The organism is Marinomonas sp. BSi20584 (assembly GCF_002792415.1).
Taxonomy (GTDB): domain Bacteria; phylum Pseudomonadota; class Gammaproteobacteria; order Pseudomonadales; family Marinomonadaceae; genus Marinomonas; species Marinomonas polaris.
Genome location: NZ_KZ454877.1, coordinates 1 through 26,473, shown reverse-complemented (window position 1 = coordinate 26,473; position 26,473 = coordinate 1). Strand labels below are relative to the sequence as shown.

Below are 26,473 nucleotides of genomic sequence, written 5' to 3'. Positions count from 1 at the left end.
TACTTATAACAATAAAGCTGAAAAGCAGCTGAAGATGGTGTACCTCTATGAATCAATTGCTAGAAAAAAGTAATCACGTCACAAATTTCATACGTCAAAAGCCTGAATTTAATTGGCTTCAAGTTAGTCAATTAATGCTTTTATCTCGTGCTCTGGATGAGATAGAAGAAAAAGAGTTAGTGCCAGAAAAGTTAGTGTTTAACCAGTTTTCTGCTCGTGGACATGACTTTGCTCAGATTATTTTAGGTTCTTTGCTGACACATCCTCACGATGCTGCAAGTGGCTATTATCGTTCTAGACCTTTTGTCATGAGTCTTGGGATCGATTTGGATGAAGTGGTTGCATCGCCTATGGCGAAAGCGGGCGGCTACAGTGATGGTAGAGACATCGGCGTAGTATGTAACTATCCTAATACCGATAGAAAAGGCGCTATGTTATTCCCTATGTGTGGCGGTGTTGGCGCACAATATTCGCCTATTTCTGGTTGGGCGCAATCCATTCTTTATCACAAAAATCAGTTGAACGACTCAAGCTATACGGGCGCTATTGCTGTTTCAATGGGTGGCGATTCTTCCATGTCTACCAGTGGTTTTTGGGCGGCATTAAACATATCAACGACCAACAACTTACCGCATTTATTTTACATTGAAGATAATGGTTATGGCATTTCAGTACCTCAGGAAGTGCAAACGCCTGGCGGTGACCAGGTGGCGAATCTTAAAGCCTATAAAAATCTGAAGATTATTGATGGCGACGGAACCGACCCGGAATTGACTCCAGCACTTATACAAGAGGCTGTCGACTATGTCCGATCTGGACAAGGTACTTGTTTACTTCGACTAAAAGTCCCGCGTTTATGTGGTCACACATTCCAAGACACTCAAACTTACAAAGATGCTGACTTTATTGCCGATGAGCAATCCAGAGATCCGCTTCCTAAGCTAAAAAGCTATCTATTAAATAATGGCTTAATGACCGCAGATGAATGGCAAGATTTGGAAGACGAAAGTTATCGTAATATCCGTAATGCGGTTGATAAAGCGAAGGAGCGTCAGCAACCCGATCCAGAAAATCTTACACGCTTTGTTTATGCCGAAAAAGATCAGGTTCAGCTTCGGGGTGGATTAGCGGCAAGTGGTCATGTATTTCCAGCTCAAAGCGATCAGCCTAAGCCTGAAGGTTCTCGTCTTAACATGCTAACGGCGATCCGCAAGACACTTGATTACGAACTAGAAACGAACCCTAAAGTGGTTGTATTCGGCGAAGATGTTGGACCGAAAGGCGGTGTTCACGGAGCAACGCTTGGGCTAAATGAAAAGTTTGGCGGTAATCGAGTATTTGATACTAGCTTATCTGAAGAAGGGATTATTGGTCGTTCTGTGGGGATGGCGTTGAGTGGCTTGATGCCAGTGCCAGAAATACAGTTCCGCAAATATGCTGAGCCTGCAGCTGAACAACTTTCTGATACCGGCATTATGCGCTGGCGCACTAATAACCAATTTGCTGCGCCCATGGTTGTAAGAATTCCGGGCGGGTTTGCCCGTCGAGGTGATCCATGGCATTCCATGAGTGACGAAGTGGAGTGGGCGCATAAAGTCGGTTGGCAATTGGCTATGCCTTCAAACGCTGAAGACGCTGTTGGTTTGCTGCGTTTTGCCCTAAGAGACAATAATCCGACTATTTTCTTTGAGCATAGATCTTTATTGGATAATAGCTGGTCGCGTCGTCCATATCCTGGTGATGACTATGTTATCCCATTTGGAAAAGCGAAAACGATCCTTACTGGCATCGCATTAACGGTAGTTTGTTGGGGCGCGATGGTGGAGCGTTGTCAAAATGCAGCAACGAGTCTTGATATGAGTATTGAGGTGATTGATCTTCGAACCATTCAGCCTTGGGATAAAGAAGCGATACTTGCCTCTGTCGAGAAAACCGGACGTTGTTTGATTGTTCATGAAGATAATAAAACCGCTGGGTTTGGGGCTGAAATCGCGGCGACGTTAGCCGATGAATTGTTCTTTAGTCTTGATGCGCCGATTCAACGATTGACTATGCCTGACATTCCTAATCCTCACAATTTTCTCTTGTTAGAAAAAGCCGTGCCGAGTGAGCAAAAGATCGCTCTCGCCATGAAAAAACTGATTGAAGTGTGAGGGGGAAACGATGAACGAATCAATGACTATTACGCTTCCAGTGGGTGCTTTAGAGGGAACCGCGGCGGTATTTTCTACTTGGCTGGTAGAAGAGGGTGATCATGTTCGAAAAGGCGATCCCATATTAGAGCTGGAAACAGACAAAGTATCGATGGAAGTGTGTGCTGAAAATGATGGCTTCATTAGAAAAATCTTGGCGACATCGGGTGATAATGTTGATGAAAAGACCATCCTTGGCTACTTAAATTGTGGTGAACAATCAGAGTTAGATAAAGTTTCGGTAGATAAATCATCATCTCCTGTTGCTAATGACGCTTCGAAAAATGTAGCAGTTGCTAAATGCGACGTGGCTGACGATGGCTCAAAACGCCATTTAATTGGACCTGCGGTCAGAAAGTTATTGAGAAAACATAACCTGAACTTGTCCTCTATTGATGGCTCAGGTAAAGGTGGACGTGTTACGCGAGATGATATTTTAGCCTTTATTGATACCCGAGCTGATGAGGATAAAAGTCACTCAAATACTTCTATCCCAGCAGAAAAATCGCATGGTTTAAAAAGTAAGCTGGTTCCTCATACTTCCATGCGTAAGAAAATTGCGAATCATATGGTTGATAGTTTACTGCACACTTCACCTCATGTGACTAGTGTCTTTGAAATGGATATGGGGCGAATCATAGAGCATAGAAAATTGTGCAAAATGGGCTTTGAAGAAGCGGGTGTAAAGCTGACTTTTACCGCTTATTTCTTGGCTGCCAGTGCTAAGGCAATGCAAAAAGTTCCTGTCGTTAATTCGCGTTTTCATGATGATTGCTTGGAAATATTTGAAGACATTAACATAGGTGTCGGCACAGCGTTAGGCGATGATGGACTCATTGTCCCAGTCGTTAAACAGGTTCAAGAGAAGAACTTGTTTGAAATCGCCTCAGCCCTACAGCAACAAACAGACAAAGCCAGACAAGGTAAACTGGCTGCCGCAGACATGAGAGATGGTACATTTACCATCTCAAATCATGGCGTGAGCGGAAGCCTATTTGCTACGCCGATTATTATCAACCAGCCTCAGGTTGCTATTTTGGGGATCGGGAAACTTGAAAAAAGAGCCGTGGTGGAAGAGGTGAATGGTGAAGACATTATTGTCATCCGACCAAAATGCTATGTGTCTCTTAGTATCGATCATCGAGCCTTGGATGCATATCAGACTAACTTATTTCTGAGTCATTTTGTTGAGGTGATAGAAAACTGGGGTACTTCTAAAACCAATTAAAACTAACTGAAATGATGTATAAAAAATGGCTATCACCGAAAGGTGATAGCCATTTTTTATTTATGTAGTTCTAAAATAAACGAATTAGTTCAATCCGCCAAATCTTTGATAAAAAGCTTGTGAAGCTTCTGGAAGTGGCCCATCTGCGGATTCTAGGTTTTTCCCTAGCCAGTGTTCTGCAGCTGGGGTGACTTTGCGGTAAATGTTTCGACATAGCTGTCTTGCGGCTCTGCCTTCCCAGTCTCCCGGTAGGAGCTCTTCAGGTAGTTGTGGGTCTCGCAGCAAGAGCTTTCTGTATTCATGGATTAATAGAGTGCGAGTTAGGAAGCAGGATTCAGGGTCAAGATTGTCTTTTTCATCAAGTTCTTGCCATACAGGGCGAAACAGGTTGATGAATTCTTGGTAGTGAGCGCCAAGTTTATCGAGTTCCCAACAGTCTCTTACTAGCATTCGAATCTGTCTTCCTGCTAGCTCTTCTTGTTGATGTGTTTTAAATACAATGACTTTGCTTTGTAAACCAGATGAGGCTAAGACGGTATTTACGTCACTTAGATTGGTGTTTGGACTACCAATAAGCTGACCAGTTAGTACGCCAAAACCTTGCCAGTTGAGATCGTCTAGTAGCTGCTTTCTTTCCTCGGCAGACAATTGTTGTGTCATGATTAAACACCAAGAACCATCCCATACGGTTTGGTTGGCGCTGTACACGCGTCGGAAAGCTTGTTCAAACTTACGTCGACCAGAACCTGTTAAGCTGTAGTAACTTTTTCTTCCCACCTTGTCACTGGTCAGCCAGCCATCCTGAGTCAAACGAAAGATGGTGGTTCTCATTAATCGTTCGTTGATGCCCATTGGTTCAAGCAGCTTGATTAAACTGCCTAGCCAAACGGTTCCGCCATGAGGTTCAATCGTATCACCGTATAAAGTGATGACGAGAGATGATGCTCGAATGGGTTTTTGCTGTTGAAAACGAGTGATTAAAGTATCTAAAGTATTAATTCTGTTCATTGGTGACTGGTGATCCAGTGAGTTAAGCCAGAGGTCATTCTCTTAAACCTGTCCGGCTTAGTAAAGTGGAATAGTCTTAAAGGGTAGACTAAGTGCATTGCAACATAGGAATGTACTAGCCTTTTGGCTGATGTAACCGACTTTGCAGTGTTGGTCTATCTTCTTCTATGGCATTGAGTGGAATACATTCAACCATCGAAGTTAGGCATCTTTTGGAGAGTTCTATGTATTCTCGTGTTCCTGTTTGCTTCCATTTTAATTCGTCATCTGTGACGGATCTAACGATTTTTCCTGGCGAGCCCATCACCAGAGATCTAGGTGGACAAGTAAAGCGATTCTTTATAAATGAAGATGCAGCAATGATTGAACCTTCGCCGATTTCAGCGTAATCCATGACAACACTGTTCATGCCGATCAGAGCATCTTTTCCAACGATACAGCCATGTAAAACGGCGCCATGGCCAATGTGCCCATGTTTACGAATGATGGTATGGCTATCAGAAAAGCCATGAACAACACAGTTGTCTTGGATGTTTGACTCTTCTTCCATAGTAATGCGTCCAAAATCCCCTCTTAAACAGGCTCCTGGACCAACATAACAGCCTTCTCCAATGATTACGTCGCCAATCAGCGTCGCGGTTGGGTGTACGTATGCACTAGGGTGTACGACAGGAGTGACACCATCTATTTTGTAGTAAGGCATGTTTTTTCCTTTTTTATTTGGTTCTTTATTTCTTTAATTTTAGATTATTTTGTGTCGATATGTTTTAAATTCTTTCGTTTTTTTACGTTAAATTCGAAAATTATCAAGATTTATTTTTGCTTTAATGAATTTTAAATCATAGTTTTTAATTTTAAGTATTTGATTTTTAAATTCATTTTTCGTTAATGAGTTGGTTTTATTTGTTTATCTAACTAAAGGGATACGTAAAAAGTTAAATTTATTATTGTTTTGTATCTAATTATGGTTCATCTTTATATTAAGTGAAACGCGATTGAGCTCGCTAGAGTGTGTTTGGCTGAGCGAATTAATAACAATAAGATCGAGTGTTTGAATCAAATGACAAATAAAAATTACCAATCATTGGTGGTGCATCAGGCAGAAAGTGGGGTTCAGTTGGTACAGTTGAACCGTCCAGAAGCATTGAATGCATTAACGACAGAGCTATTGGCAGAATTATCCGATGTTATGGATGTCGCTGAGGCATCGGATGATATTCGAGTTTTGGTTCTTACTGGAAGCTCGAAAGCGTTTGCTGCTGGAGCCGATATTAATGAGATGGCAGAACGTGATCTCGTTGGTATGCTGAATGATCCGCGTCAGCAATATTGGCAGCGTATAACGCGTTTCTCTAAACCCGTTATTGCTGCCATTAATGGTTACTGTTTGGGTGGCGGCTGCGAGTTGGCCATGCATGCGGATATTCTTATTGCCGGTCGTGATGCGCAATTTGGTCAACCTGAAATCAATCTAGGTATCATGCCTGGAGCAGGCGGAACCCAACGACTGTTACGCGCTGTTGGTAAATCTCTCACCATGCAAATGGTGCTTACCGGTCAACCTATCAATGCCCAGCAGGCAAAAGATGCTGGTCTCATTAGTGAAATAACCCAACCTGAACTTACTGTTGCCAGAGCTTTGGCTTTGGCGAAAGTCATTGCGAGTAAAGGCAGCCTTGCTGTGCGCTTAGCAAAAGAATCCATTCTAAAAGGCATGGATACTGACTTAGCAACAGGCCTGCGTTTTGAACGCCATGCTTTTACTGTGCTGGCAGGTACTGAAGATAGGAAAGAAGGGATTATGGCGTTTAAAGAAAAACGTCAGCCCAACTTTTCTGGTCGCTAATTTTCTGGCGTTATTTTTCAATTTTTAGAGAGGCAATAGTAAATGAGCTTCGAACACATTCTATATTCGGTTGATTCTGGTGTGGCATTACTGAGCTTAAATCGCCCCAAGGCGCTTAATAGCTTTAATGAAGCCATGCACCTTGAAGTGCAGCAAGCACTAAAGTCCGCTCTAAAAGATAAACAGGTTAGGGCGCTGGTTTTAACGGCTGAGGGGCGAGGTTTCTGTGCTGGGCAAGATTTGTCTGATCGTAATGTTGATCCTAATGCCGCGTCACCTGATCTGGGTATTTCAATAGAACGTTTTTACAATCCACTGATTAAACAGTTACAGGCTTTTCCAATGCCAGTGATATGTGCTGTTAATGGTGTGGCGGCAGGTGCTGGGGCGAATATTCCTTTGGCGTGCGACCTGGTTATTGCGGCGCGTTCTGCCAAATTTATTCAGGCTTTTTGTAAGATCGGTTTAATACCTGACTCAGGTGGAACCTGGTTTTTACCACGTTTGATCGGTATGGCAAGGGCCAAAGAATTGACGTTGTTAGGAGAACCACTTATGGCGGAAAAAGCGCTGGAGTGGGGGATGATTTATAAAGTCGTAGACGATGAAAATTTGCGCGAAGAGGCAATGTCGTTGGCGCGTCGTCTGGCAACTCAACCAACCAAAGGTTTGTCTTTTGTTAAGCGTGCACTCAATCAAAGTTTTGATCACGATTTTAATACTCAACTAGATGTTGAGCGTGATTTACAGCGAATGGCGGGTCAGACGCAGGATTACCGTGAAGGCGTAAAAGCATTTATGGAAAAACGTACTCCAGAATTTAAAGGGGAATAATTATGTCTGCTTTAAATCAAAGTGCGGTGATTGGGGTGATTGGTGCTGGCGCAATGGGAGCTGGGATTGCTCAGGTAGCTGCCCAAGCGGGTCATCAAGTTAAGCTTTATGATAATCGAGAAGGTGTTGCTCAAACTGCTATCGATGCAATGGCGAAGCAGATGGCTAAATTGGTAGAGCGCAACAAGTTTACTTCTGAGCAAGTGCAACAAATATTAGCTCGCTTGTCAGTGGCAAACTCGCTGGATGATTTGTCTGATGCTGGGTTGGTAGTGGAAGCCATCGTTGAAAACATCGACGTCAAGAAAGTCATTTTTGATACGTTAGAATCGGTTTGCGCCGCAGACTGCATTTTAGCCAGTAATACCTCTTCTATTTCTGTTACTCGTTTAGCGGCTGGAATGAAATATCCAGCACGTATGGTTGGCATGCATTTCTTTAATCCGGCTCCGATTATGAAGTTGGTTGAAGTGGTGTCTGGTTTGGCAACCGATTCTGATGTGGCGACCTGTGTTTATGAAACCGCGTTGAATTGGGGGAAAAAGCCTGTTTATGCCGCTTCTACTCCGGGTTTTATTGTTAATCGAGTAGCACGTCCTTTTTACGCTGAGAGTTTTCGTTTAAGGCAAGAGCAGGTTGCGGATTGTGTGACCTTGGATACTTTGTTGAAAGGGGCGGGTGGCTTCCGAATGGGGGCGTTCGAGCTGACGGACATGATTGGTCACGACGTGAATTATGCGGTTACCTGTTCTGTATTCGATGCTTATTATGGCGATTTTCGCTTTCAGCCTTCTTTGATTCAAAAAGACTTAGTAGATGCTGGCTTTTTAGGGCGGAAAACCGGCCAAGGTTTTTATTCTTATCAAGAGGGTGCCGAAAAGCCTGAGGCTCAAGTCGTCTCTGTCTTATCCTCTAGTGATGTGAATACTATCAAGTGTGAAGTATCTGAAGATGTTGGTCATCTAGCCGGATTGGTTGAGCGTTTGTCTCAGGCTGGTGTTCAAGTAACACAAGTATCTGGATTGGCGAAAGGCTATCTAAAAATTGGCAGAGCCTTGCTGGCGTTAACCGACGGACGTATGGCGTGTGAGCGCGCTAAAGATGAGCTGTTAAGCGATCTTGTTTTGGTGGACTTGGCGCTGGATTATCAGAGTGCAGCTCATCTTGCATTGAGTCGTTCGGCATCGACATCCGAAGCTGCGTTTAATGACGTTGTTCAGTGTCTTGATCTGCTTAGCATTAAGGTAAGTGAAGTAGCGGATTCGCCGGCCTTGGTTGTGATGCGAACGGTCGCTATGTTGGCGAACGAGGCCGCTGATGCGGTTTTGCAGGGCGTCGCAACGGCAGAAGGTGTCGATACGGCCATGTGTTTTGGCCTGAACTACCCAAAAGGTCCATTAGCGTGGGCTGATTCTATTGGCGTTGCTGATGTGGAAATGGTGTTGCGTAACTTGCAGCTGTCATATGGTGAGGACCGTTACCGTCCTTCTTTGTTAATTCGTCGTATCGCTATGTTAGAAGGAAGCTTTCATGTCCAATAACTTTACTGAAGAACAGATGAAAGTGCAGCTTGCTGAGCGTTGCGCGCAAGCTTTGTATGAGCGAGATGTCGCCACTCAGCATTTAGGTATTGAGTTGCTATTTTCTGCGCCGGGTCAGTCGCAAGTTCGCATGACAGTGCAAGACTTTATGTTGCAAGGGCATAAAACTTGCCACGGCGGCTATATGTTTACCTTGGCCGATTCGGCTTTTGCGTTTGCCTGTAATACCTACAACCAACCGACTGTTGCGCTTGGTTGTTCTATTGATTACGTCGCACCTGCTTATCAAGGTGATGTGCTGACCGCAAGTTGCCGTGAGAAAAGTCGTGGTGGACGTACGGGAAACTACGACGTAGAGATTCATAACCAACAAGATCAATTGATCGCTATATTTCACGGCAAATCTTACCGCGTTAAAGGCGAGATACTTTCACAGGAAAACGTAAATGACTGATGCTCTTATTATTGATGCTATCCGTACGCCGATTGGACGTTACGGTGGCGCGCTTTCTAAAGTCAGGGCAGACGATTTGGGTGCTATTCCAATTAAATCTCTAATGGATCGAAACCCGACGGTTGATTGGTCAAAAGTAGATGATGTCTTGTATGGCTGTGCGAACCAAGCGGGTGAAGATAATCGCAATGTGGCTCGAATGTCTTCTTTGTTATCAGGGCTTCCTCATAGTGTGCCAGGTTCGACGATCAATCGTTTGTGTGGTTCTGGTATGGATGCGGTTGGCTTGGCAGCTAGAACTATTCGTGCTGGTGAAGCGGGGTTGATGATTGCGGGTGGTGTTGAGTCTATGTCACGAGCGCCATTCGTATTGGGAAAAGCAGATCAGGCTTTTTCCCGCCAAGCGGATATGTATGACACGACGATCGGCTGGCGTTTTGTGAATAAACTGATGGCAGATCAGTTTGGCGTACATTCTATGCCCGAAACCGCTGAAAATGTGGCGGAAGAGTTTAATATTTCCCGCGCAGATCAAGATCTATTCGCTTTGCGTAGCCAGCAGAAAACCGCTGTTGCTCAAGAAAATGGACGTCTATCGAAAGAGATTATCCCAGTTGTGATTCCGCAACGTAAAGGCGATCCAGTCGTGGTTAGTCAGGATGAACATCCTCGTGCAGACACCAGTTTGGAAACGTTGTCGAATCTTGCTACGCCTTTTCGTCGCGATGGCAAAGGATCGGTTACAGCAGGTAATGCGTCTGGCGTTAACGACGGCGCTTGTGCCTTGTTGTTGGCAAGCGAAGAAGCTGCAGCGACATATGGTTTAAAAGCGCGTGGGCGAGTATTGGGTATGGCGGCGGCAGGTGTTGAGCCGCGTATTATGGGAATTGGTCCTGCTCCAGCGTCTAAAAAGGTACTTGAGCAAGTGGGTCTTACCTTAGAGGATATGGATGTTATTGAATTAAATGAAGCCTTTGCGTCACAAGGTTTGGCGGTATTGCGCGAGCTTGGTTTAGCAGATGACGATGCTCGAGTTAACCCAAATGGCGGTGCCATTGCATTAGGTCATCCATTAGGGATGAGTGGTGCGCGATTGATTACCACCGCGTTAAATGAATTGGAAATTAAGAATAAGCGGTATGCCTTGTGCACTATGTGTATTGGTGTGGGTCAGGGTATAGCAATGGTGATTGAGCGACTTGATTAACGACTACTGTGCTCGCCAATACTGTGTTAAAAACAGACTCAAAATGCTCATTTATAACCCATAAACTCTGCTTTTTCGTCTGTTTTTGCCTTGTCTTGGCTTCGCTCGTAACGTCGTGGGCTGTCGTGACGTTGTGGGGCGTCATGCGTCGCGTTGTAGTCGTAAAACGGTTTCAATTTACCTAGCAGTCAAAATAATAAGGTTGTGTTACCAAAAAATAATACAGCCATGAATACTAAATTCTAAAAATAATAACAGAGAGAGCGCAGCAATGGATATTCGTAGTCGGTTTAATCCAGATCAACTTGACCCAATGGAAACAGCCAGTATTGATGAGTTGCGAGCTCATCAATTAGAGCGTTTGCAGTGGACAGTCAATCACGCTTATAGCAATGTTCCTATGTATAAACAGCGATTTGATCAGTTAGGATTGCACCCTGATGATATTAAAACGTTGGACGATCTTGCCAAACTTCCTTTCACTACAAAATCGGACCTACGAGATAACTATCCGTACGGTATGTTTGCGACACCGATGAATCAAGTGGTTCGCCTTCATGCATCAAGTGGAACGACAGGTAAGCCAACGGTCGTTGGATACACCCAAAATGATATCGATAATTGGGCCAACATCGTGGCTCGTTCGATCCGTGCTGCGGGCGGGCGCAAAGGCGATATGCTACATAATGCTTATGGTTACGGCCTGTTTACTGGCGGCTTGGGTGCACATTATGGTGCCGAACGTCTTGGTTGTACGGTTATTCCAATGTCTGGTGGGCAAACCGAAAAGCAAGTGCGTCTGATTCAAGATTTTCAGCCTGACATTATTATGGTGACGCCATCTTATATGTTGAACTTGCTAGATGAAATGGAAAAACAAGGCATCGATCCGCTTGGGCTTAAGTTGCGTTTAGGTATTTTTGGTGCAGAGCCATGGACTCAAGAATTACGTCGCTCAGTAGAAGAGCGAGCTGGTATTCGTGCCATGGATATTTATGGTTTGTCTGAAATCATGGGGCCTGGTGTGGCAATGGAATGCGCAGAAAGTCAGGATGGACCTACGGTATGGGAAGATCATTTCTATCCTGAAATTGTCGATCCGAATACGGGTGATGTGCTGCCAGATGGTGAGATGGGAGAGTTGGTGTTTACCAGCCTAAGTAAAGAAGCCTTGCCAATGATTCGTTACCGTACGCGGGATTTAACTCGATTATTGCCGGGAACCGCTCGCCGTATGCGTCGCATCGATAAAATTACTGGCCGTAGCGACGACATGATGATTATTCGCGGTGTGAACGTTTTCCCAACGCAGATTGAAGAAGAAGTAATTAAAGTAAATCACTTTTCAGAAAACTATGAAATACATCTGTATCGCAAAGGTAATATGGATAGTATGGATGTGCATGTTGAGCTGCGTCCTGATTGTGCTGGTTTTGATGAGCAAAAAATCAATGGTGCCATTAATGAATTGCGTCACCATGTGAAGTCGTCTATAGGGATCAGCATTAACGTTAAGCTCAGAGAAATAGGCAGCATAGCTCGTTCAGAGGGCAAGGCTAAACACGTCTACGACGAACGAATTTCCGTTTAATTAATCTTTCTATTTGATAAAGAGTAGCCTCTTGTTTTAAGGGGCTAGGATTTTCTGTTGCCAAAAAATTAGAATATTAAATGATACATAAAATTAAAAATTAATTTGAATTTATGTATCATTAGTCTATTCTTTTATAAAGAAGCTGACTTATTTCTACGATATTGGAGATGTTCTCATGTACGCACAACAGGTTGAAACAGGGACGAAAGCAATAAAATCCCTAGCTGAAATGGGGCCAGAAGAAAGGGCATTTCAGGAAAAAATTGATGCCGAGATTAAAATCGAGGCTAAAAACTGGATGCCAGATAACTATCGCAAAACCTTGATCCGTCAAATTTCCCAGCATGCTCATTCTGAAATTGTGGGTATGTTGCCAGAAGGTAATTGGGTGACCCGCGCGCCAACCTTGAAACGTAAGTTGCAACTTATGGCCAAAATTCAGGATGAAGCGGGCCATGGTTTGTATCTGTATAGCGCGATGGAAACGCTCGGTGCGGATCGCGATGAAGAGATTGAAAAGCTTCATTCCGGCCGTGCTAAGTATTCGAGTATTTTTAACTACCCAACACTTAATTGGGCTGATATGGGTGCTGTTGGTTGGTTGGTTGATGGTGCTGCGATTGTCAATCAGGTACCCCTTCAGCGTACCTCTTACGGTCCTTATTCCCGCGCCATGATCCGAGTCTGTAAAGAAGAAAGCTTTCATCAACGCCAAGGCTACGAAATCCTTTTGCACATGATGCGCCATGGCATCCAAGCACAAAAAGACATGGTGCAGGATGCCATCAATCGCTTGTGGTGGCCGTCATTGATGATGTTTGGCCCAAGTGATGCAGAGTCTCCTAACTCGGCTCAATCTATGGCATGGAAAATCAAACGCCATACCAATGACGAACTGCGTCAACGCTTTATTGACCAAACCATTCCGCAGCTAGAGCTATTAGGCTGCACAGTTCCAGACCCTGATTTGAAATGGAATGAAGAGCGTGGTCACTACGACTTTGGTGAGATTCAGTGGGAAGAATTCTACGAGGTTCTCAAAGGCAATGGCCCTTGTAATCGAGAGCGTTTGGAAACGCGTCGAAATGCGATTCAAGACGGAGCTTGGGTACGTGAAGCGGCGGTAGCCCATGCAAACAAAAAACAAAAACAACAGGCTGCTGCCTAACTAATTTTGAGGTATCTCCCATGTCTGAATGGACACTTTTTGAAGTATTTATCCGTAGTAAACACGGCTTAAATCACAAGCATGTTGGCAGTGTTCACGCAGTGGATGCTGAAATGGCCATTGAAAATGCCAGAGACCTTTATACGCGTCGAAATGAAGGCGTGAGTATTTGGGTTGTGCCATCTGCATCAATCACAGCAACCGCGAGTGATGAGAAAGAGCCTTTATTCGATCCATCAGAAGACAAAGTCTATCGTCATGCCAGCTTTTATGAGCTGCCTGATGAAGTAGGGCATATGTGAGGTGGTTATGACTAAATACGATGAATTAACTGAATTTTTATTGCGTCTTGGTGACAGTGCCTTGATCCAAGCTCAGCGTTTATGCGAGTGGACGGGTCGTGCTCCAGCTCTTGAAGAAGAAATGGGCATGATGAACGTCGGTCTTGACTTAGTCGGTCAGGCTCGCAATTGGTATGAATACGCCGCTGAACGAATTAACGACGGTACAGATGCCGATACGTTAGCTTTTCGCCGTGATGAGCGTGCGTTTCGTAATTTGTTATTGGTAGAACAACCTAATGGTGACTTTGCCGTCACCATGACAAAACAGTTTTTCTATGACGCTTGGCAGTTTCACCTGCTTACGATGCTAAAAGGTGCAAACGATGAGCGTATTGCGGCGATTGCAGCGAAATCATTAAAAGAAGTGACTTACCATTTGCGTCGCTCATCTCAATGGGTTGAACGTTTAGGTGACGGTACCGAAGAAAGCCATCAACGCATGGAAAAAGCAGTAGATATCGTTTGGCGTTTTACCTTTGAACTGGTTGAAAAAAATGACGCTGAATTGGCTCTGTCTGAATCAGGACAAATTCCGGCGCTTACCGAATTGCCGGAACAATGGCTGGCGACAGTAAACGAAGTATTCGCTAAAGCGACGTTAACGGTTCCTGATGCACCAAACACTTTCTATTTGAGTGCTCGAACAGGTATGCATTCAGAACATTTGGGGACGTTATTGGCAGAAATGCAGTTCTTACAACGAGCTTATCCCAATGCAAGCTGGTGAGTTAATTACCACCGACCAACAAGGTCGTTCAGGGAGCGAGGCCGATATCCAGCAAGCATATAGCGTGCTGGAAGACGTCATGGATCCTGAAGTACCTGTGGTGAGTGTGATGGACCTTGGTATTGTTCGGGACGTCAGTTGGGCGGATGGACATCTTTATGTAGTTGTCACACCAACGTATTCAGGTTGTCCTGCGACAGAATATATCGAAACGTCGATACGTGATGCGCTGCAAGATGCGGGCTTTTCACACCCGAAAGTATCGCAGCGTTTAGATCCAGCTTGGACAACCGATTGGATTACCGAACAGGGTCGAAGTCGCCTTAAAGCCTACGGGATTGCGCCTCCAGTTGGGAGCTCAAGCAAGCGCTCTTTGTTGTCGGGAATTACACAAGTTGAATGTCCAAATTGTGGTAGTGAAGACACTGAGCAATTAAGTGAATTCGGCTCGACAGCCTGCAAATCCTTGTATCGGTGTAAGTCCTGTTTAGAACCGTTTGATTATTTTAAATGCATTTGAGCCATAGATAAAAATAACGTGGCCGTGGAGACACAGATGAATCAATTTCACTCACTTACCGTTTCAGATTTACGTCGTGAAACTCGTGATTCTATTTCGCTCGCTTTTGATATCCCTGAGGATTTAGCGCAGAGCTATCAATTTAAACAAGGTCAATTTTTGACACTACGTACTCAAATTGATGGCCAAGAAGTACGTCGTTCTTATTCTATTTGCAGTGGCGTTCAAGACAATGAAATGCGAGTAGCAATAAAGCGTGTGCCTGATGGGCTTTTTTCTACCTTTGCTAATGATTCGATTAAGGTTGGTGATGTTCTTGAGGTAATGCCACCGCTAGGGCACTTTTATTCAGAGCTTGATCCTTCCCGTCATGGTGACTATTTATTGGTTGCCGCTGGCAGTGGGATTACCCCAATTCTGTCTATTGCAAAAACGACTTTGGCCACTGAGCCGTACAGTAAAGTCACGCTTTTATATGGTAATCGTTCTACTTCTTCCACCATGTTCCGAGATCAACTTGCCGATCTAAAAAACACTTATATGGATCGTTTGAATCTGATTTTCGTCTTGAGTCGAGAACAGCAAGATATCGATTTGTACAACGGCCACATTGATGAAGATAAATGCCGTGCTTTGTTTAAACGTTGGGTGAATGTGAAGACATTGGCTGAGGCGTTTATTTGTGGCCCTCAATCCATGACGGAAACGGTTAGAGACATATTAAAAGAGTCTGGTACACCAGAAGAAAATATCCATTTTGAACTGTTTGCCGCGGCAGGTAATGAGCGCAAACGAGAGCAGCGTGCACAAGCTGCTGCCAATGCAGATATGTCGGAAATTACCGTCATTCGTGATGGTCATGCAATGAGCTTTGACCTGAAACAGAATACTGAAAACTTGCTTAATGCGGGTAACGAGCATGGTGCAGATCTGCCGTTTTCGTGTCGAGCAGGCGTGTGTTCTACCTGTAAATGCAAGGTCGTTGAAGGCGAAGTGGACATGGACATCAGTATTGGTCTTGAAGACTACGAAGTGGAAGCGGGTTATGTGCTTTCTTGTCAGTCTTACCCTGTGTCGAAGAAGGTTGTATTGGATTTTGACCAAGTCTAATTCTGCTTGATTACTCGCCTGATCATGAAAGAAAGCATAAAGAAAGTTAAAGCATAAAAAATACGATCGATACATCATAAAAACAACAAAGATGACGGTGGCTTTATGTCACTGATGGAGAGCACTATGAGCCAAAGCCATATTTTACAAAGCCCAGTTCTACAAAGCTTTATTGCTGGGGAGTGGTTAGGTAATCAAGCTGGACAAGCGTTAGCTAGCCCTGTCAACGGTGAAACGATTTATCACACACACGCTGAAACCATTGATTTTGGCCGTTCACTGGAATTTGCCCGCACCAAAGGTCGTGCTTCTTTAATGGCAATGGACTTTCAAAGTCGCGCGTCTTGTTTACGCGACTTAGGCAAACATTTACTCGAATATAAAGAGTCGTTATACGCCATTTCTCTGTTGACTGGAGCGACTCGCAATGACAGTTGGGTAGACATAGAAGGTGGTGCAGGTACTTTATTTGCGTACGCGAGCGTAGGCCGACGTGAGTTGCCATCCGGCAACCTGATTCACGAAGATGATGCCTTTCCTTTGGGTCGTGATGGGCAGTTTTTTGGTACGCATATTTTGGTGCCTCGCCAAGGTGTTGCCGTACATATCAATGCGTTTAACTTCCCAATTTGGGGCATGTTAGAAAAATTCGCAGCTAACTTTTTGGCGGGCATGCCTTGTATTGTTAAGCCTGCGACGTCTACCTCTTATTTGACTGAGGCTTGTGTGCGTTTGATGCAAGAGTCTGGTTTGTTGCCAGAAGGCAGTTTGCAGTTAATCATTGGACGTACTGGCGACTTATTAGATCGTTTGGATGGTCAAGATGTGGTGACTTTTACGGGTTCTGCGAGCACTGCCGCCAAATTAAAAGTCACACCGAATATCATCAATAACTCTATTCCTTTTAATGCCGAAGCAGATTCGTTGAACTGCGCTATCCTAGCGCCAGATGTCTCTGTCGATAGTCCAGAATTTGAGCTTTTCATCAAAGAAGTCGCACGTGAAATGACTGTGAAAGCGGGGCAGAAATGTACTGCGATTCGTCGTGTATTGATTCCTGAAAATCAAGTCCAGGCGGTTTCAGAGCGCCTAACCGCACGTCTTGCCAAAGTGTCTATTGGCAATCCGCATTTAGATACCGTTCGCATGGGTGCATTGGCCTCTTTTGAACAGAAAGAGGATGTCTTAGGGCAGCTTGAAGAGCTGCTAAAAAGCAGTAGCATAGTTTATGGGCATGAAGACAGTTTTGAGCTTTTAGGTAAAGGCTCTGAAAAAGGCGCTTTTGTGCAACCTACCTTGCTGCTGAGTAATGATCCAGATGCAGAAGGCGGAGCGCATGACATAGAAGCGTTCGGTCCAATCAGTACTTTAATGCCTTATAAAGATATCGACCATGCTATCGCGCTTGCAGCTCGTGGTAAGGGATCTTTGGTAACAACTTTAGTGACTCAAGACCCTGAGATTGCAAGAAAAGTGGTGCCTGCTTTAGCCGCATGGCACGGCCGAGTGCATATATTGAACGAAGCATCCTCAAAAGAATCTACCGGACATGGCTCTCCGCTGCCAATGTTAAAGCATGGTGGTCCAGGACGCGCTGGTGGTGGTGAAGAATTAGGCGGTATACGTGGTGTTAAACACTACATGCAACGTGCTGCTATTCAGGGTTCTCCAACGATGTTGTCTGCGGTTACCGGAGAATATGTTCGTGGTGGCGAAACCTATGAAAGTGATGTGCATCCATTCCGTCGTTATTTCGAAGATCTTCGCATTGGCGAGTCTTTGCTTACTCATCGACGTACTGTTACGGAAACCGACATAGTGAACTTTGGTTGTTTGTCCGGTGATCATTTCTATATGCACTTCGACGATATAGCTGCACGCGATTCTCAGTTCGAGCAGCGTATTGCCCATGGTTATTTTGTTTTATCGGCTGCCGCGGGTTTATTTGTTTCTCCTGGAGAAGGTCCGGTATTGGCAAATTATGGCTTGGATACCTTGCGCTTTATCACTCCAGTTCCAATTGGAGACACCATTCGCGCGCGTTTAACCTGCAAACGCAAAATTGACCAAGGCAAGTTAAGTCCGAAAGGCGAACCTCAAGGTGTGGTGGTTTGGGACGTTCAAGTTACTAACCAGCATGATGAATTAGTTGCCAGTTACGACATTTTAACTTTAGTTAAAAAGCAATTTGATTGATTATTACAAGGGGGAGTTATTCTCCCTTTTTCAAGTCTTGCGCATTTTACCTAGTTTAAAACAATAAAAGAATTTAGGAGTTGTTATGTCGATAAGAGACTGGATTGATAAAAATTACCCAGAACCAAACCTCTATCGCTGGGTTGGTTTGGTATTAGAAGGGATTTCTGCAACGGTTTTGTTTTTGTTGATGGCACTTACTTGTGTGGATGTGGTGGGCCGTTATCTGTTTAATAATTCTATTAATGGTGCCTTTGAACTGACTCAAATGGGCTTGGCTATTATGGTTTTTGCTCAAATGCCGTTGATTACATGGCGTGGTAGTCATGTGGTTGTGGATTTGCTGGATCATATTTTAGGCAGTCGTATCGTTAAAGTTCTTGGAATATTTTCAGTATTTATTATCTCTTCTTCGTTTTATTTCTTAGCCATTCGTATTTATGAATTGGCTGAGCGCTCTCTGCGTCGTGGAGAAGTTAGCGAGTATTTAAAAATACCAACTGGATATTTAACCGAATATATCGCCATTATGAGCTGGATCACGGCAGCTTGTATGTTGACTTACGGTGCGTATCGCGTACTGAAAGGCAATAACGAATCACAGCAGTTTGGAGAGTAGCATGTCAGTTGTATTAATCGGCTTTGCCGTTCTGTTGTTTTTAATTCTGATCATTCGTATGCCGATCGCTTTTGCAATGGGAGTGGTTGGCTTTTTAGGTTTTGCTATTTTGCAGGGTCTAAGTTTTGATAATGTACTGTCTTTTCGTTGGACTTCAGCGCTGACACTGGCGTCCAGTCGGGTGATAGGAACAGTACAAGACTACAATTTATCAGTGATTCCCTTGTTCATTCTGATGGGGAATTTAGTGACTCGTTCTGGTTTATCTCAGGAATTATATAACGCCTCTTATGCTTTTTTAGGGCATCGAAAAGGTGGACTAGCTATGTCGACAGTCTTAGCTTGTGGTGGCTTTTCGGCTATTTGTGGTTCTAGTTTGGCCACTTCTGCAACCATGGCAAAAGTGGCTATGCCACCAATGCGTAAGTTTGGTTATGCGGATAGTCTGGCAACGGCATCTATCGCTGCAGGTGGAACACTGGGCATCTTGATTCCTCCTAGCGTTATTCTGGTTATTTATGGCTTGCTAACACAAACCAGTATTCGTGAGTTATTTGCGGCTGGCTTTATTCCTGGGATGTTGGGCATTTTTCTTTATATGTGTGCTGTTCGTTACGTTGTATGGCGAAACCCTAAGGCGGGCCCTGCTGGGGAGCGAATGGGTTTTAAAGAACGAATGGTTGCTCTAAAGAGTATTTGGGGCGTTTTATTGCTTTTCACTATTGTGATGGGCGGTATTTATTTAGGTGTATTTACACCGACTGAAGCGGCTGGTATTGGTGCAGGTGGAGCACTAATTATTGGTTTGGCTCGGCATAGTCTGAGCTTTGGAGGAATCGTTGAGACCTTAGTGGATACAGCGCGAACGTCTGCCATGTTGTTTTGTGTTGTGATCGGGGCGTTTATCTTTTCGGACTTTATTACCCGAGCTGGTTTGCCTGACGCCTTATTGAGTTTTGTCACGGCCTTGGAATTAAGTCCTATGCTGGTGATTATGGTTATCCTCGCCATTTATATCATTCTTGGAATGGTGTTCGAAAGTCTTTCCATGTTGCTACTGACAGTGCCGGTTTTTTATCCTCTTGTGTCTAGCTTGGGCTTCGACCTTGTTTGGTTTGGCATTGTTGTTGTCGTCGTGACGGAGATTAGCTTAATAACCCCGCCGGTCGGGATGAATGTCTTTGTATTAAGTGCGGTATTAAAAGATGTAAAAGCGGGCACTATTTTTAAAGGTGTTACACCGTTTTGGTGTGTGGATATTATTCGACTTTTGATCATTGTGTTTATCGTTCCTGTATCGATGTTTTTGCCTAATTTTTTATATGACTAATGATTTTTAAAATGTGTTTTATTGATGGTTAGGGTGTTTTTGACTTTACATAATTATGAGGTTTTTACTGATTTTATATAAAGTCATTGTTATGAGAGAGCTAATTTTTTATCAATGTAAATCATAAACTATAGGAATAATAAATATGATTAGTGTTAAAAAAAATCTACTTTGGGCAGTTTGCGGTACATCAATTTTAGCATCCGGACTGGCTTCAGCTGCAGAGACGACTTTACATGTTGCTACTTGGTTACCGCCAACGAGTTCGCAAAACTCAATTGTTTGGCCAACTTGGAAGCAGTGGGTTGAAAAGGCGACTGAGGGCCGTGTTGAAGTGGTTATCGAAAACTATACTGGTGATCCTAAAACGATTTTCGATGCCGTAGAAGATGGTGTATATGATGTAGGTTTTAGTGTTAACGCTTATTTGCCAGGTCGATTTAAGTTAGCCAGTGTGGCTGAAATCCCAGGTGAAATAACCGATGCAGAAGTTGGTTCTGTGGCGCTGTGGCATACCTATGAAAAATTCTTCAAAGCAGACCAAGAATTCAGAGGTCTTGAATTGCTTGCCTTGTTTGTACATGGTCCAGGTCAGTTGAATACCAACTTTCCAGTCAAATCGTTAGACGATTTAAAAGGTAAAAAAATGCGTATTGGTGGTGGTTTGGTGAATACTCTTGCTGAACGTTTAGAAGTGACACCCGTTTCTGCTCCTGCACCTAAATCTTATGAAATGATGCAGCAAGGTGTGGTAGATGGCACATTTTTACCGGCTTCGCAGCAAAAGACCTTGCGATTAAATGAAGTGACGACTGACCTTATTTTGTTCCCTAAAGGGCTTTATACCACCGCATTTAGTATTGTGATGAACCCAGATACGCTAGACAGTCTTAGCAAAAAAGACCAAGACGCTATCATGAGTGTATCAGGTGAAAAGCTTTCAAGACTCGCTGGCGCAGCTTGGGGTAAAGAAGATCAAGACGGCATCTTGGAGGCAAAAGCGAACGGTGTGAACGTGGTCTATCTTTCTAAAGATGATGCTATCGTAAAAGATATGGACAAATTAGAAGAGGGAATAGATCAGGCGTGGATTGACTCTGTATCTGATCGTAAAGTGGATGCAAAAGCAGCACTTGCTTACTTTAGAAAAAATGTAAGCGAATTAAGTCAGTAACACCTAGATGTTTTGCGGATGATATCAAAAAGCCATTATCAATATTGATAATGGCTTTTTATTCAACATTAGAAAGGAGTCTACTATTAAAAAAAGAGGTTTATATGAAAGCCCACCATTCGATTCCTGCTCAATATTGTTTTGCACTAGACTTTAATAATTATAATGAACGTATTGTTCATTACTCCAATATTTCAGTTCTTTACTATCAATTTAGCACTTCTGTTTTTAACGAAACTATTGTTATTGCAGACGGTTGTGCTGATTTTCAGTTTTGTTGTGATGATGGGTGCCAATCTGCCATCCTTTGGGGATCTGTCATTACACCAACGACTATTAATTATCAGCAAGAAAAAATGTACTGTGGCATTCGTATTTCAACTTCTGTTAGCCGAAGATTATCTTTTATACCTTATGCTGAAATAATAAATCTTGGTATTCCATTGGGCGCGGTTATTAAAGACGATTCATGTTTATTAGATGATTTAACGTTGGCTGTTAGCTTTTCTTCTCGCATTAAAATTTTAGAAAACTGGCTGAAAGAATCTGGTGCGCTAGATGGCTACAAAGTAGATTTGATTGATTATTGTATAGATAAAATTATAAACAGCCACGGAACAAAGAGAATTACAGATATTTCAAATGATATAGGGATAAGTGAGCGATTGCTTAGAAAGAAGTTCAATAAAAGTATTGGTATGTCGCCAAAGCAATATAGTCGCATTGTTCGCTTTCAAAATATTATTAGTGATGTTTTATATGGTGAAAGTTTTCAAAAAAATAATCACACAGATTTTATGGGTTTTTCATACTATGATGATTCTCATTTAATTAAAGATTTTAAATTTTTTACTCAGATGACGCCAAGTTGTTTTTTGGAGAAAATGCTTGATATTAATCTTACTAGAAACGATGCTTCTGACCTTATTAAGTAGTTATTTATTAGTAGGGTATTGGCTGAGTATCAAACAGCCAATACCTTTCCTAGTGACTCATCAAGAAAAGATCGCTAGATAATAATGATTCTTTTTTACTAACCCCAGCTCTTTACCTAGATGACTTAATACATCCTACTTAAACGTTAGTTTGAATGGTGAGTTTATATAATTCTACACTCCATTAGCTTTGTGATTTCAGCTGTCACTTTTTTAACATTGCTCAAATATCAAGAAGGAAAAGGCGAACAAGCTGTTAAATCGCTCTTATTCGCCCCTACTTTGATATATTTCTATTTTTCCATTGTTTCTGCTGGCAGATTAAGTGTTGGTGTTTGATCAAAGAAGTTCCATGGTTTGAGCATGGCGTGCACGTACTCAGTTGGCATTATTGGCCACTCTTCTGCACGAGCTATGTGTGTCGCCCCTGTTGTTATCCATAATACGTTATCTTTATTTTCAATAGACTCATTGTCTTCAATGAACACCTTCAGACCGGTATCTGTTTTAGCACGGTTAGGGTAAGTACCTTCTGGGAAACGTTCTTCAGGTTTGTAATTGGTGACCCAAATTTGCTTATCCATAAAGTTTACGCGTTTGAATATCCATTCATCCTTGCTAAAGAGAGCACCTTTGGCGATAGGATGAGTTCCCCCAGCAAATGGAATGATTTGGTAGGAAACAGGGTTGCCCATACGGTTTTCTTTGTTTGCATTGCTCATCAAGCGAATAGTGGATGGATCGAACTTTTGAGACGCTTCTTGCTCGTCTTTCACGGTATGCTGATTCACGACCATAACGCTTTTACGTGGACCTCCAGAAGTATTTTTTTCAACCGCAGGGTTAAGCTCTACCAAGGAGTTTTTCTCACCGTCAACATCTAGATCTAAACGGAAGTTATAGATGTGCTGGTGCGTAGTGCCCACAATATTGTGATCAATCAGAGTGCCGTAACGAGTGTCATCTTTAGCGGTAGCATCGTGCATGGTTTTGGTTTTCACACCTTTCACGGCTTCAATACCCGATGCACCAACGTCTAGTTTGATCGTACCATTTGCTAGCAATACCCAATCAAACATGTAGTCGTAGTTGCCGATGGTACTTACCCAGCGAACCACAAGCTCTCTGCGCGCACGGCTTTGATTTCCTGCTCCGCTTCCTAGCATTTCATTATGTTTGTATTCTGGGCCAGCATAGCGCTCGAATATCGCGATGGCATTAGGGATCGTATAAGGTGCACCGCTGTTATCAGCTAAGGTTGCTGGTAATAATTTGGCATTAGGTGGAACGTCAGTACCCAACTCAAGAGGAGAAGTAAGTCCTCCCATACCGTAATCGCCTGAATCTAGGTACGCTTTAAAATACCAACCAATATCAGGGTCACCGTAGGGGACAATCATTCCGCCAAGGGAGCCTTCGTACATGATTTTACGTTTGGTGCCTTGGTCGTTGTACGTCATCGTAGAGAGAACAGGGCCAACACGTGGATCAAGTTTTAGGTGGAAATCCCAGTTTTGCCAATGGATAGTGTTGCCAGAAATTTTGTAATTAGTACCTTTAGGTTCTGAAATGGCAATTGGTTTTACGGATGCCTTATTTTTATGATCTCGTCCATCATAAGGGTTTGGCTTCATTGGAACAGGTATGACGCCGCTGTCTTCAATTTTTTCAATGGATTTGGTTTCGAGGTTAACAACAGCAACTAGGCCTTCAATAGGATGGGCCCAAAAATTGCCATCACCAATGTCTAAATAAGAAACTATTTTTAATAGGCGATCGTCTTCTTTTAGCCCATCTTCCCCATCAAAAAAGCCGACGGTTAACGGTGTTGCAACGACTTCCTTAACATTACTGATACCTCGTTTTTTAAGTGCATCAGCATACTCTTTACTGCCTTCAATAATTTCTTGGGCAGCGACAAAGTCGTCCAAGATCACCATTCCGTGAACATCTTTGATTGGCTGCCAGCGAGTGACAATTTTTGTTTCTAAATTGATGGTGCCTTCAATGACTTGTTTACCATCTAAAATCGTAAAGTTCGCCAGACGCTGAAAGTCTTCCTTCTGTCCAAATGACCACGCCCACACTTTGTTTTTTTCAGGCTCTGCTAATTTTATTTCAGTAAAGCGTAGATTGCTGCGGAAGTATTTAGAAGCTTGGACGGTTTGCTGAGTTAAGGTGATTTCTGCTTGAGATAAGGGATCTAAAGGGTGTTTGGCATCACTGATAGAAATAGTTTGAGGAACATATTCTTCAAAGAGATCATTAGCAAATCCACTCTCTACTAAAAGATTACCATGCTCAAGTTTGATAGGAGCATCAAGGTGGATTTTTTTGCCATTTACTTCGGCTTCCATTGCACCAACTTTAATACAGGCATGCACTTTTTCTAATGCAATATGCACTTCTTTTGCTGTTTTGTCGTAGAAAAAAGAGGCGCCAGAATTTTTGAGAGAGTCCTCTATTTTTATATAGTTGGGGGATCCTCCATGGGCCATTACAGTATTACTAGTAATGAGAGAAAGAGCCGCAACTGCGGCGGCTACGATAGTATTTTTCTTATTATTCATCGATTGCTCCAGTGTGTTTTTACAAGATTTGTAACCCCCTTCATTCAAAGAGAATTATGTAAATGAGTATTGTAAAAAACGGAACGCTATCGATATTTATTAAATTTACTGGCACATCAAATAATAAGACTAGTTGTGGGAATGGTATTTACTGTTTATAGGAAGGATCCTGTTTTTCAATAATACGTTTCATCGCGGCAAATACGTCTTCACCAGCACCGTATTTGGGGTCTAATGGTAGAGAGTCCGCAGTGCATTTGTTGCAGATTTCTTCAGGGATTTCTCTTACTTTCCCCATCGACATGGTCGCCATTTGTACTTCGCAAGCTCGATTGACTAACCACATTAGAGCGAACGCTTGAGCTAATGTTGTGCCCATGACGACAGGGCCGTGGTTTCTTAGCATTAAAATAGGTTTGCCATCTGCACTGTCAAGAATGCGCTGGCCTTCATCCATGTGTAGTGTTATGCCTTCGAAGTCATGGTAAGCCACTTTGTTGTAAATTTGCGCCGAGTAGAAATTGCTGTAAGAAATCCCTTCTTCTAAACAGCAAACAGCTAAAGTAGGCGTAGTGTGGACGTGCATAACGCAATGTGCGCCTTCTACTTTGTCATGAATCGCGCTGTGAAAGGTAAAGCCAGCAGGGTTAATCGGCCAATCTGAATGACCAACGATATTGCCTTTTAGGTCGACCTTAACCAAATTGGAAGCGGTGATCTCGCTGTAATGTAAACCAAAAGGATTAATCAAATAGTGTGCATCTTCGCCAGGTACTCGCAATGAAATATGGTTATAAATGGATTCATCCCATTTTAGGTAGGCAAAGATTCGATACATGGCGGCTAGGTCAAGTCTAGCTTGCCATTCTGCATCACTAAATCGACTAGGTTTTTCAAAATATCGCTTTGTTGAAGACATGACTTCTCTCTTTGTGTTGTTATTTTGTTGATAGGCTAAATAAAAAACTGGCTATAAAAAACAAAAATAAATATGGTATAGCTCAATACTTTTTATGTATCCATAATAATTATGAATAGTAAGCAGCTCACCTTTTTCCTAAAAACAGCCGAGCTTAATAGCATCGCAGCAGCGGCAAGAGCATTAGATGTTGCCCAACCTAGTATTAGTTTGCAGCTTGAAAACTTAGAGCATGAACTTGGTACTAATTTATTTGATCGTAGCTTTCGTGGTGTGGTGTTGACGCAGAGTGGGCAGATTTTTCTCGCCCATGCAGAATCGATTATGCGTCAAATGGAACAAGCAAAATGCGATGTGCATCAGTTTGAACATGAACCCTCGGGTGTTTTATCAATTGGAATGACACAGCCAATTGGCAATATTATTTCGGTGCCATTATTGGCACTAGTCGAGCAACGTTATCCTAAAATTACGTTAGATCTTCATGCTGGGCTGTCTTACAACTTATCCAATCAACTGCAATCAGGGGAAATAGATATAGCTATTTCATCGCCTGATGGGTCAGATATAAGTCAAATACGTCAAATAAAGCTGTTTCGAGAAAAGCTGTTTCTTGCAGTTGGTTGTGATCCCAAAGTGGCATCATATAAAAAATTGAGTGGAGCAAAAACTATTACATTTTCAGAGCTGGCCCACCATGAAGTGATTGTCACAGGCCCTCGTGATTCGCTTGGATATGTTTTGAGTCAATATGAGGAGAAAACGGGTATTAAGTTGCCCCACAAGCCGGCTTTTGGTCAATTAATGACGACACTGCGCTATGTGGTGGATGGGCATGGGGTATTGTTGTCACCCACATCTGCTTTTTATCATTTACAGCAGGCCAATCAGATGCAGGCGATAGAAATTGTGGAGCCGACGTTATGGCGAGATGTTTGTGTGTCAACTGCTGCAGAT

At 43.1% G+C, this 26,473-nt stretch carries 23 protein-coding genes; 19 read left to right on the top strand and 4 right to left on the bottom strand.

All coding sequences use genetic code 11. From position 1 onward, the window contains the following. Window positions 1–47 precede the first annotated feature (47 nt). Complete coding sequence (locus TY87_RS09855) at window positions 48–2,153, top strand: alpha-ketoacid dehydrogenase subunit alpha/beta (protein ID WP_100186952.1); 2,106 nt, start codon at window positions 48–50, stop codon at window positions 2,151–2,153. Window positions 2,154–2,163: 10 nt separating this feature from the next. Then, window positions 2,164–3,420 carry a 2-oxo acid dehydrogenase subunit E2 gene (locus TY87_RS09850; protein WP_100186951.1) on the top strand — a complete coding sequence of 419 codons (1,257 nt, stop codon included), beginning with the start codon at window positions 2,164–2,166 and terminating at the stop codon, window positions 3,418–3,420. 84 nt (window positions 3,421–3,504) lie between these two features. On the opposite strand, the gene paaX is transcribed toward TY87_RS09850, so the two are convergent. Next, on the bottom strand, window positions 3,505–4,428 hold the full coding sequence (gene paaX, locus TY87_RS09845) for a phenylacetic acid degradation operon negative regulatory protein PaaX (protein WP_072838272.1): 924 nt from the start codon (window positions 4,426–4,428) through the stop codon (window positions 3,505–3,507). A gap of 115 nt (window positions 4,429–4,543) precedes the next feature. Next, on the bottom strand, window positions 4,544–5,131 hold the full coding sequence (locus TY87_RS09840; RefSeq protein WP_072838271.1) for a phenylacetic acid degradation protein PaaY: 588 nt from the start codon (window positions 5,129–5,131) through the stop codon (window positions 4,544–4,546). A gap of 357 nt (window positions 5,132–5,488) precedes the next feature. Between TY87_RS09840 and paaF the strand changes: the two genes are divergently transcribed. The 16 genes from paaF (at window position 5,489) to TY87_RS09760 (ending at window position 22,027) form a co-directional block, all read left to right on the top strand. Further along, on the top strand, window positions 5,489–6,274 hold the full coding sequence (gene paaF, locus TY87_RS09835) for a 2,3-dehydroadipyl-CoA hydratase PaaF (protein ID WP_100187060.1): 786 nt from the start codon (window positions 5,489–5,491) through the stop codon (window positions 6,272–6,274). Window positions 6,275–6,316: 42 nt separating this feature from the next. Beyond that, window positions 6,317–7,108: a 2-(1,2-epoxy-1,2-dihydrophenyl)acetyl-CoA isomerase PaaG gene (paaG, locus tag TY87_RS09830; RefSeq protein ID WP_100186950.1), complete on the top strand. Its 792-nt coding sequence runs from the start codon at window positions 6,317–6,319 to the stop codon at window positions 7,106–7,108. A gap of 2 nt (window positions 7,109–7,110) precedes the next feature. Beyond that, complete coding sequence (gene paaH, locus TY87_RS09825; RefSeq protein ID WP_100186949.1) at window positions 7,111–8,649, top strand: 3-hydroxyacyl-CoA dehydrogenase PaaH; 1,539 nt, start codon at window positions 7,111–7,113, stop codon at window positions 8,647–8,649. After that, window positions 8,639–9,103, top strand: a complete 465-nt coding sequence (gene paaI / locus TY87_RS09820; RefSeq protein WP_100186948.1) for a hydroxyphenylacetyl-CoA thioesterase PaaI — start codon at window positions 8,639–8,641, stop codon at window positions 9,101–9,103. The genes paaH and paaI overlap by 11 nt, the downstream gene beginning before the upstream one ends. Next, window positions 9,096–10,310 (top strand): 3-oxoadipyl-CoA thiolase, encoded by a 1,215-nt coding sequence (gene pcaF / locus TY87_RS09815; RefSeq protein WP_100186947.1) that lies wholly within the window; start codon window positions 9,096–9,098, stop codon window positions 10,308–10,310. The genes paaI and pcaF overlap by 8 nt, the downstream gene beginning before the upstream one ends. A gap of 271 nt (window positions 10,311–10,581) precedes the next feature. Continuing rightward, complete coding sequence (gene paaK, locus TY87_RS09810; RefSeq protein WP_072838266.1) at window positions 10,582–11,901, top strand: phenylacetate--CoA ligase PaaK; 1,320 nt, start codon at window positions 10,582–10,584, stop codon at window positions 11,899–11,901. A gap of 178 nt (window positions 11,902–12,079) precedes the next feature. Beyond that, the gene (paaA, locus tag TY87_RS09805) at window positions 12,080–13,072 is read left to right on the top strand and encodes a 1,2-phenylacetyl-CoA epoxidase subunit PaaA (RefSeq protein ID WP_072838265.1); all 993 of its coding nucleotides are present in this window, start codon (window positions 12,080–12,082) and stop codon (window positions 13,070–13,072) included. 20 nt (window positions 13,073–13,092) lie between these two features. Next, on the top strand, window positions 13,093–13,374 hold the full coding sequence (paaB, locus tag TY87_RS09800; protein ID WP_072838264.1) for a 1,2-phenylacetyl-CoA epoxidase subunit PaaB: 282 nt from the start codon (window positions 13,093–13,095) through the stop codon (window positions 13,372–13,374). A gap of 7 nt (window positions 13,375–13,381) precedes the next feature. After that, window positions 13,382–14,143 (top strand): 1,2-phenylacetyl-CoA epoxidase subunit PaaC, encoded by a 762-nt coding sequence (paaC, locus tag TY87_RS09795; protein WP_100186946.1) that lies wholly within the window; start codon window positions 13,382–13,384, stop codon window positions 14,141–14,143. After that, window positions 14,130–14,663 (top strand): 1,2-phenylacetyl-CoA epoxidase subunit PaaD, encoded by a 534-nt coding sequence (paaD, locus tag TY87_RS09790; RefSeq protein ID WP_100186945.1) that lies wholly within the window; start codon window positions 14,130–14,132, stop codon window positions 14,661–14,663. The genes paaC and paaD overlap by 14 nt, the downstream gene beginning before the upstream one ends. Window positions 14,664–14,699: 36 nt before the next feature. Further along, entirely contained in the window at window positions 14,700–15,773 is a 1,074-nt protein-coding gene (paaE, locus tag TY87_RS09785; RefSeq protein ID WP_100186944.1) for a 1,2-phenylacetyl-CoA epoxidase subunit PaaE, read from the top strand. 126 nt (window positions 15,774–15,899) lie between these two features. Further along, the gene (paaZ, locus tag TY87_RS09780) at window positions 15,900–17,969 is read left to right on the top strand and encodes a phenylacetic acid degradation bifunctional protein PaaZ (protein WP_100186943.1); all 2,070 of its coding nucleotides are present in this window, start codon (window positions 15,900–15,902) and stop codon (window positions 17,967–17,969) included. An 85-nt stretch (window positions 17,970–18,054) separates the two neighbouring features. Beyond that, window positions 18,055–18,588 (top strand): TRAP transporter small permease, encoded by a 534-nt coding sequence (locus tag TY87_RS09775; protein WP_072838259.1) that lies wholly within the window; start codon window positions 18,055–18,057, stop codon window positions 18,586–18,588. 1 nt (window position 18,589) lies between these two features. Next, window positions 18,590–19,918: a TRAP transporter large permease gene (locus TY87_RS09770; protein ID WP_072838258.1), complete on the top strand. Its 1,329-nt coding sequence runs from the start codon at window positions 18,590–18,592 to the stop codon at window positions 19,916–19,918. Window positions 19,919–20,063: 145 nt separating this feature from the next. After that, the gene (locus tag TY87_RS09765) at window positions 20,064–21,092 is read left to right on the top strand and encodes a TRAP transporter substrate-binding protein (RefSeq protein WP_072838257.1); all 1,029 of its coding nucleotides are present in this window, start codon (window positions 20,064–20,066) and stop codon (window positions 21,090–21,092) included. A gap of 104 nt (window positions 21,093–21,196) precedes the next feature. Next, on the top strand, window positions 21,197–22,027 hold the full coding sequence (locus tag TY87_RS09760) for a helix-turn-helix domain-containing protein (protein WP_157789890.1): 831 nt from the start codon (window positions 21,197–21,199) through the stop codon (window positions 22,025–22,027). Between the two features lie 293 nt (window positions 22,028–22,320). Here the strand turns inward: TY87_RS09760 and TY87_RS09755 are convergent, their stop codons facing one another. After that, window positions 22,321–24,597, bottom strand: coding sequence for a copper amine oxidase (locus tag TY87_RS09755; RefSeq protein ID WP_100186941.1), 2,277 nt, complete (start codon window positions 24,595–24,597; stop codon window positions 22,321–22,323). 148 nt (window positions 24,598–24,745) lie between these two features. Further along, complete coding sequence (locus tag TY87_RS09750) at window positions 24,746–25,516, bottom strand: class II aldolase/adducin family protein (RefSeq protein WP_100186940.1); 771 nt, start codon at window positions 25,514–25,516, stop codon at window positions 24,746–24,748. A 111-nt stretch (window positions 25,517–25,627) separates the two neighbouring features. On the opposite strand from TY87_RS09750, the gene TY87_RS09745 reads away from it, so the two are divergent. Further along, a partial coding sequence (locus TY87_RS09745) for a LysR family transcriptional regulator (protein WP_100186939.1) occupies window positions 25,628–26,473 on the top strand: 846 nt, incomplete at its 3' end.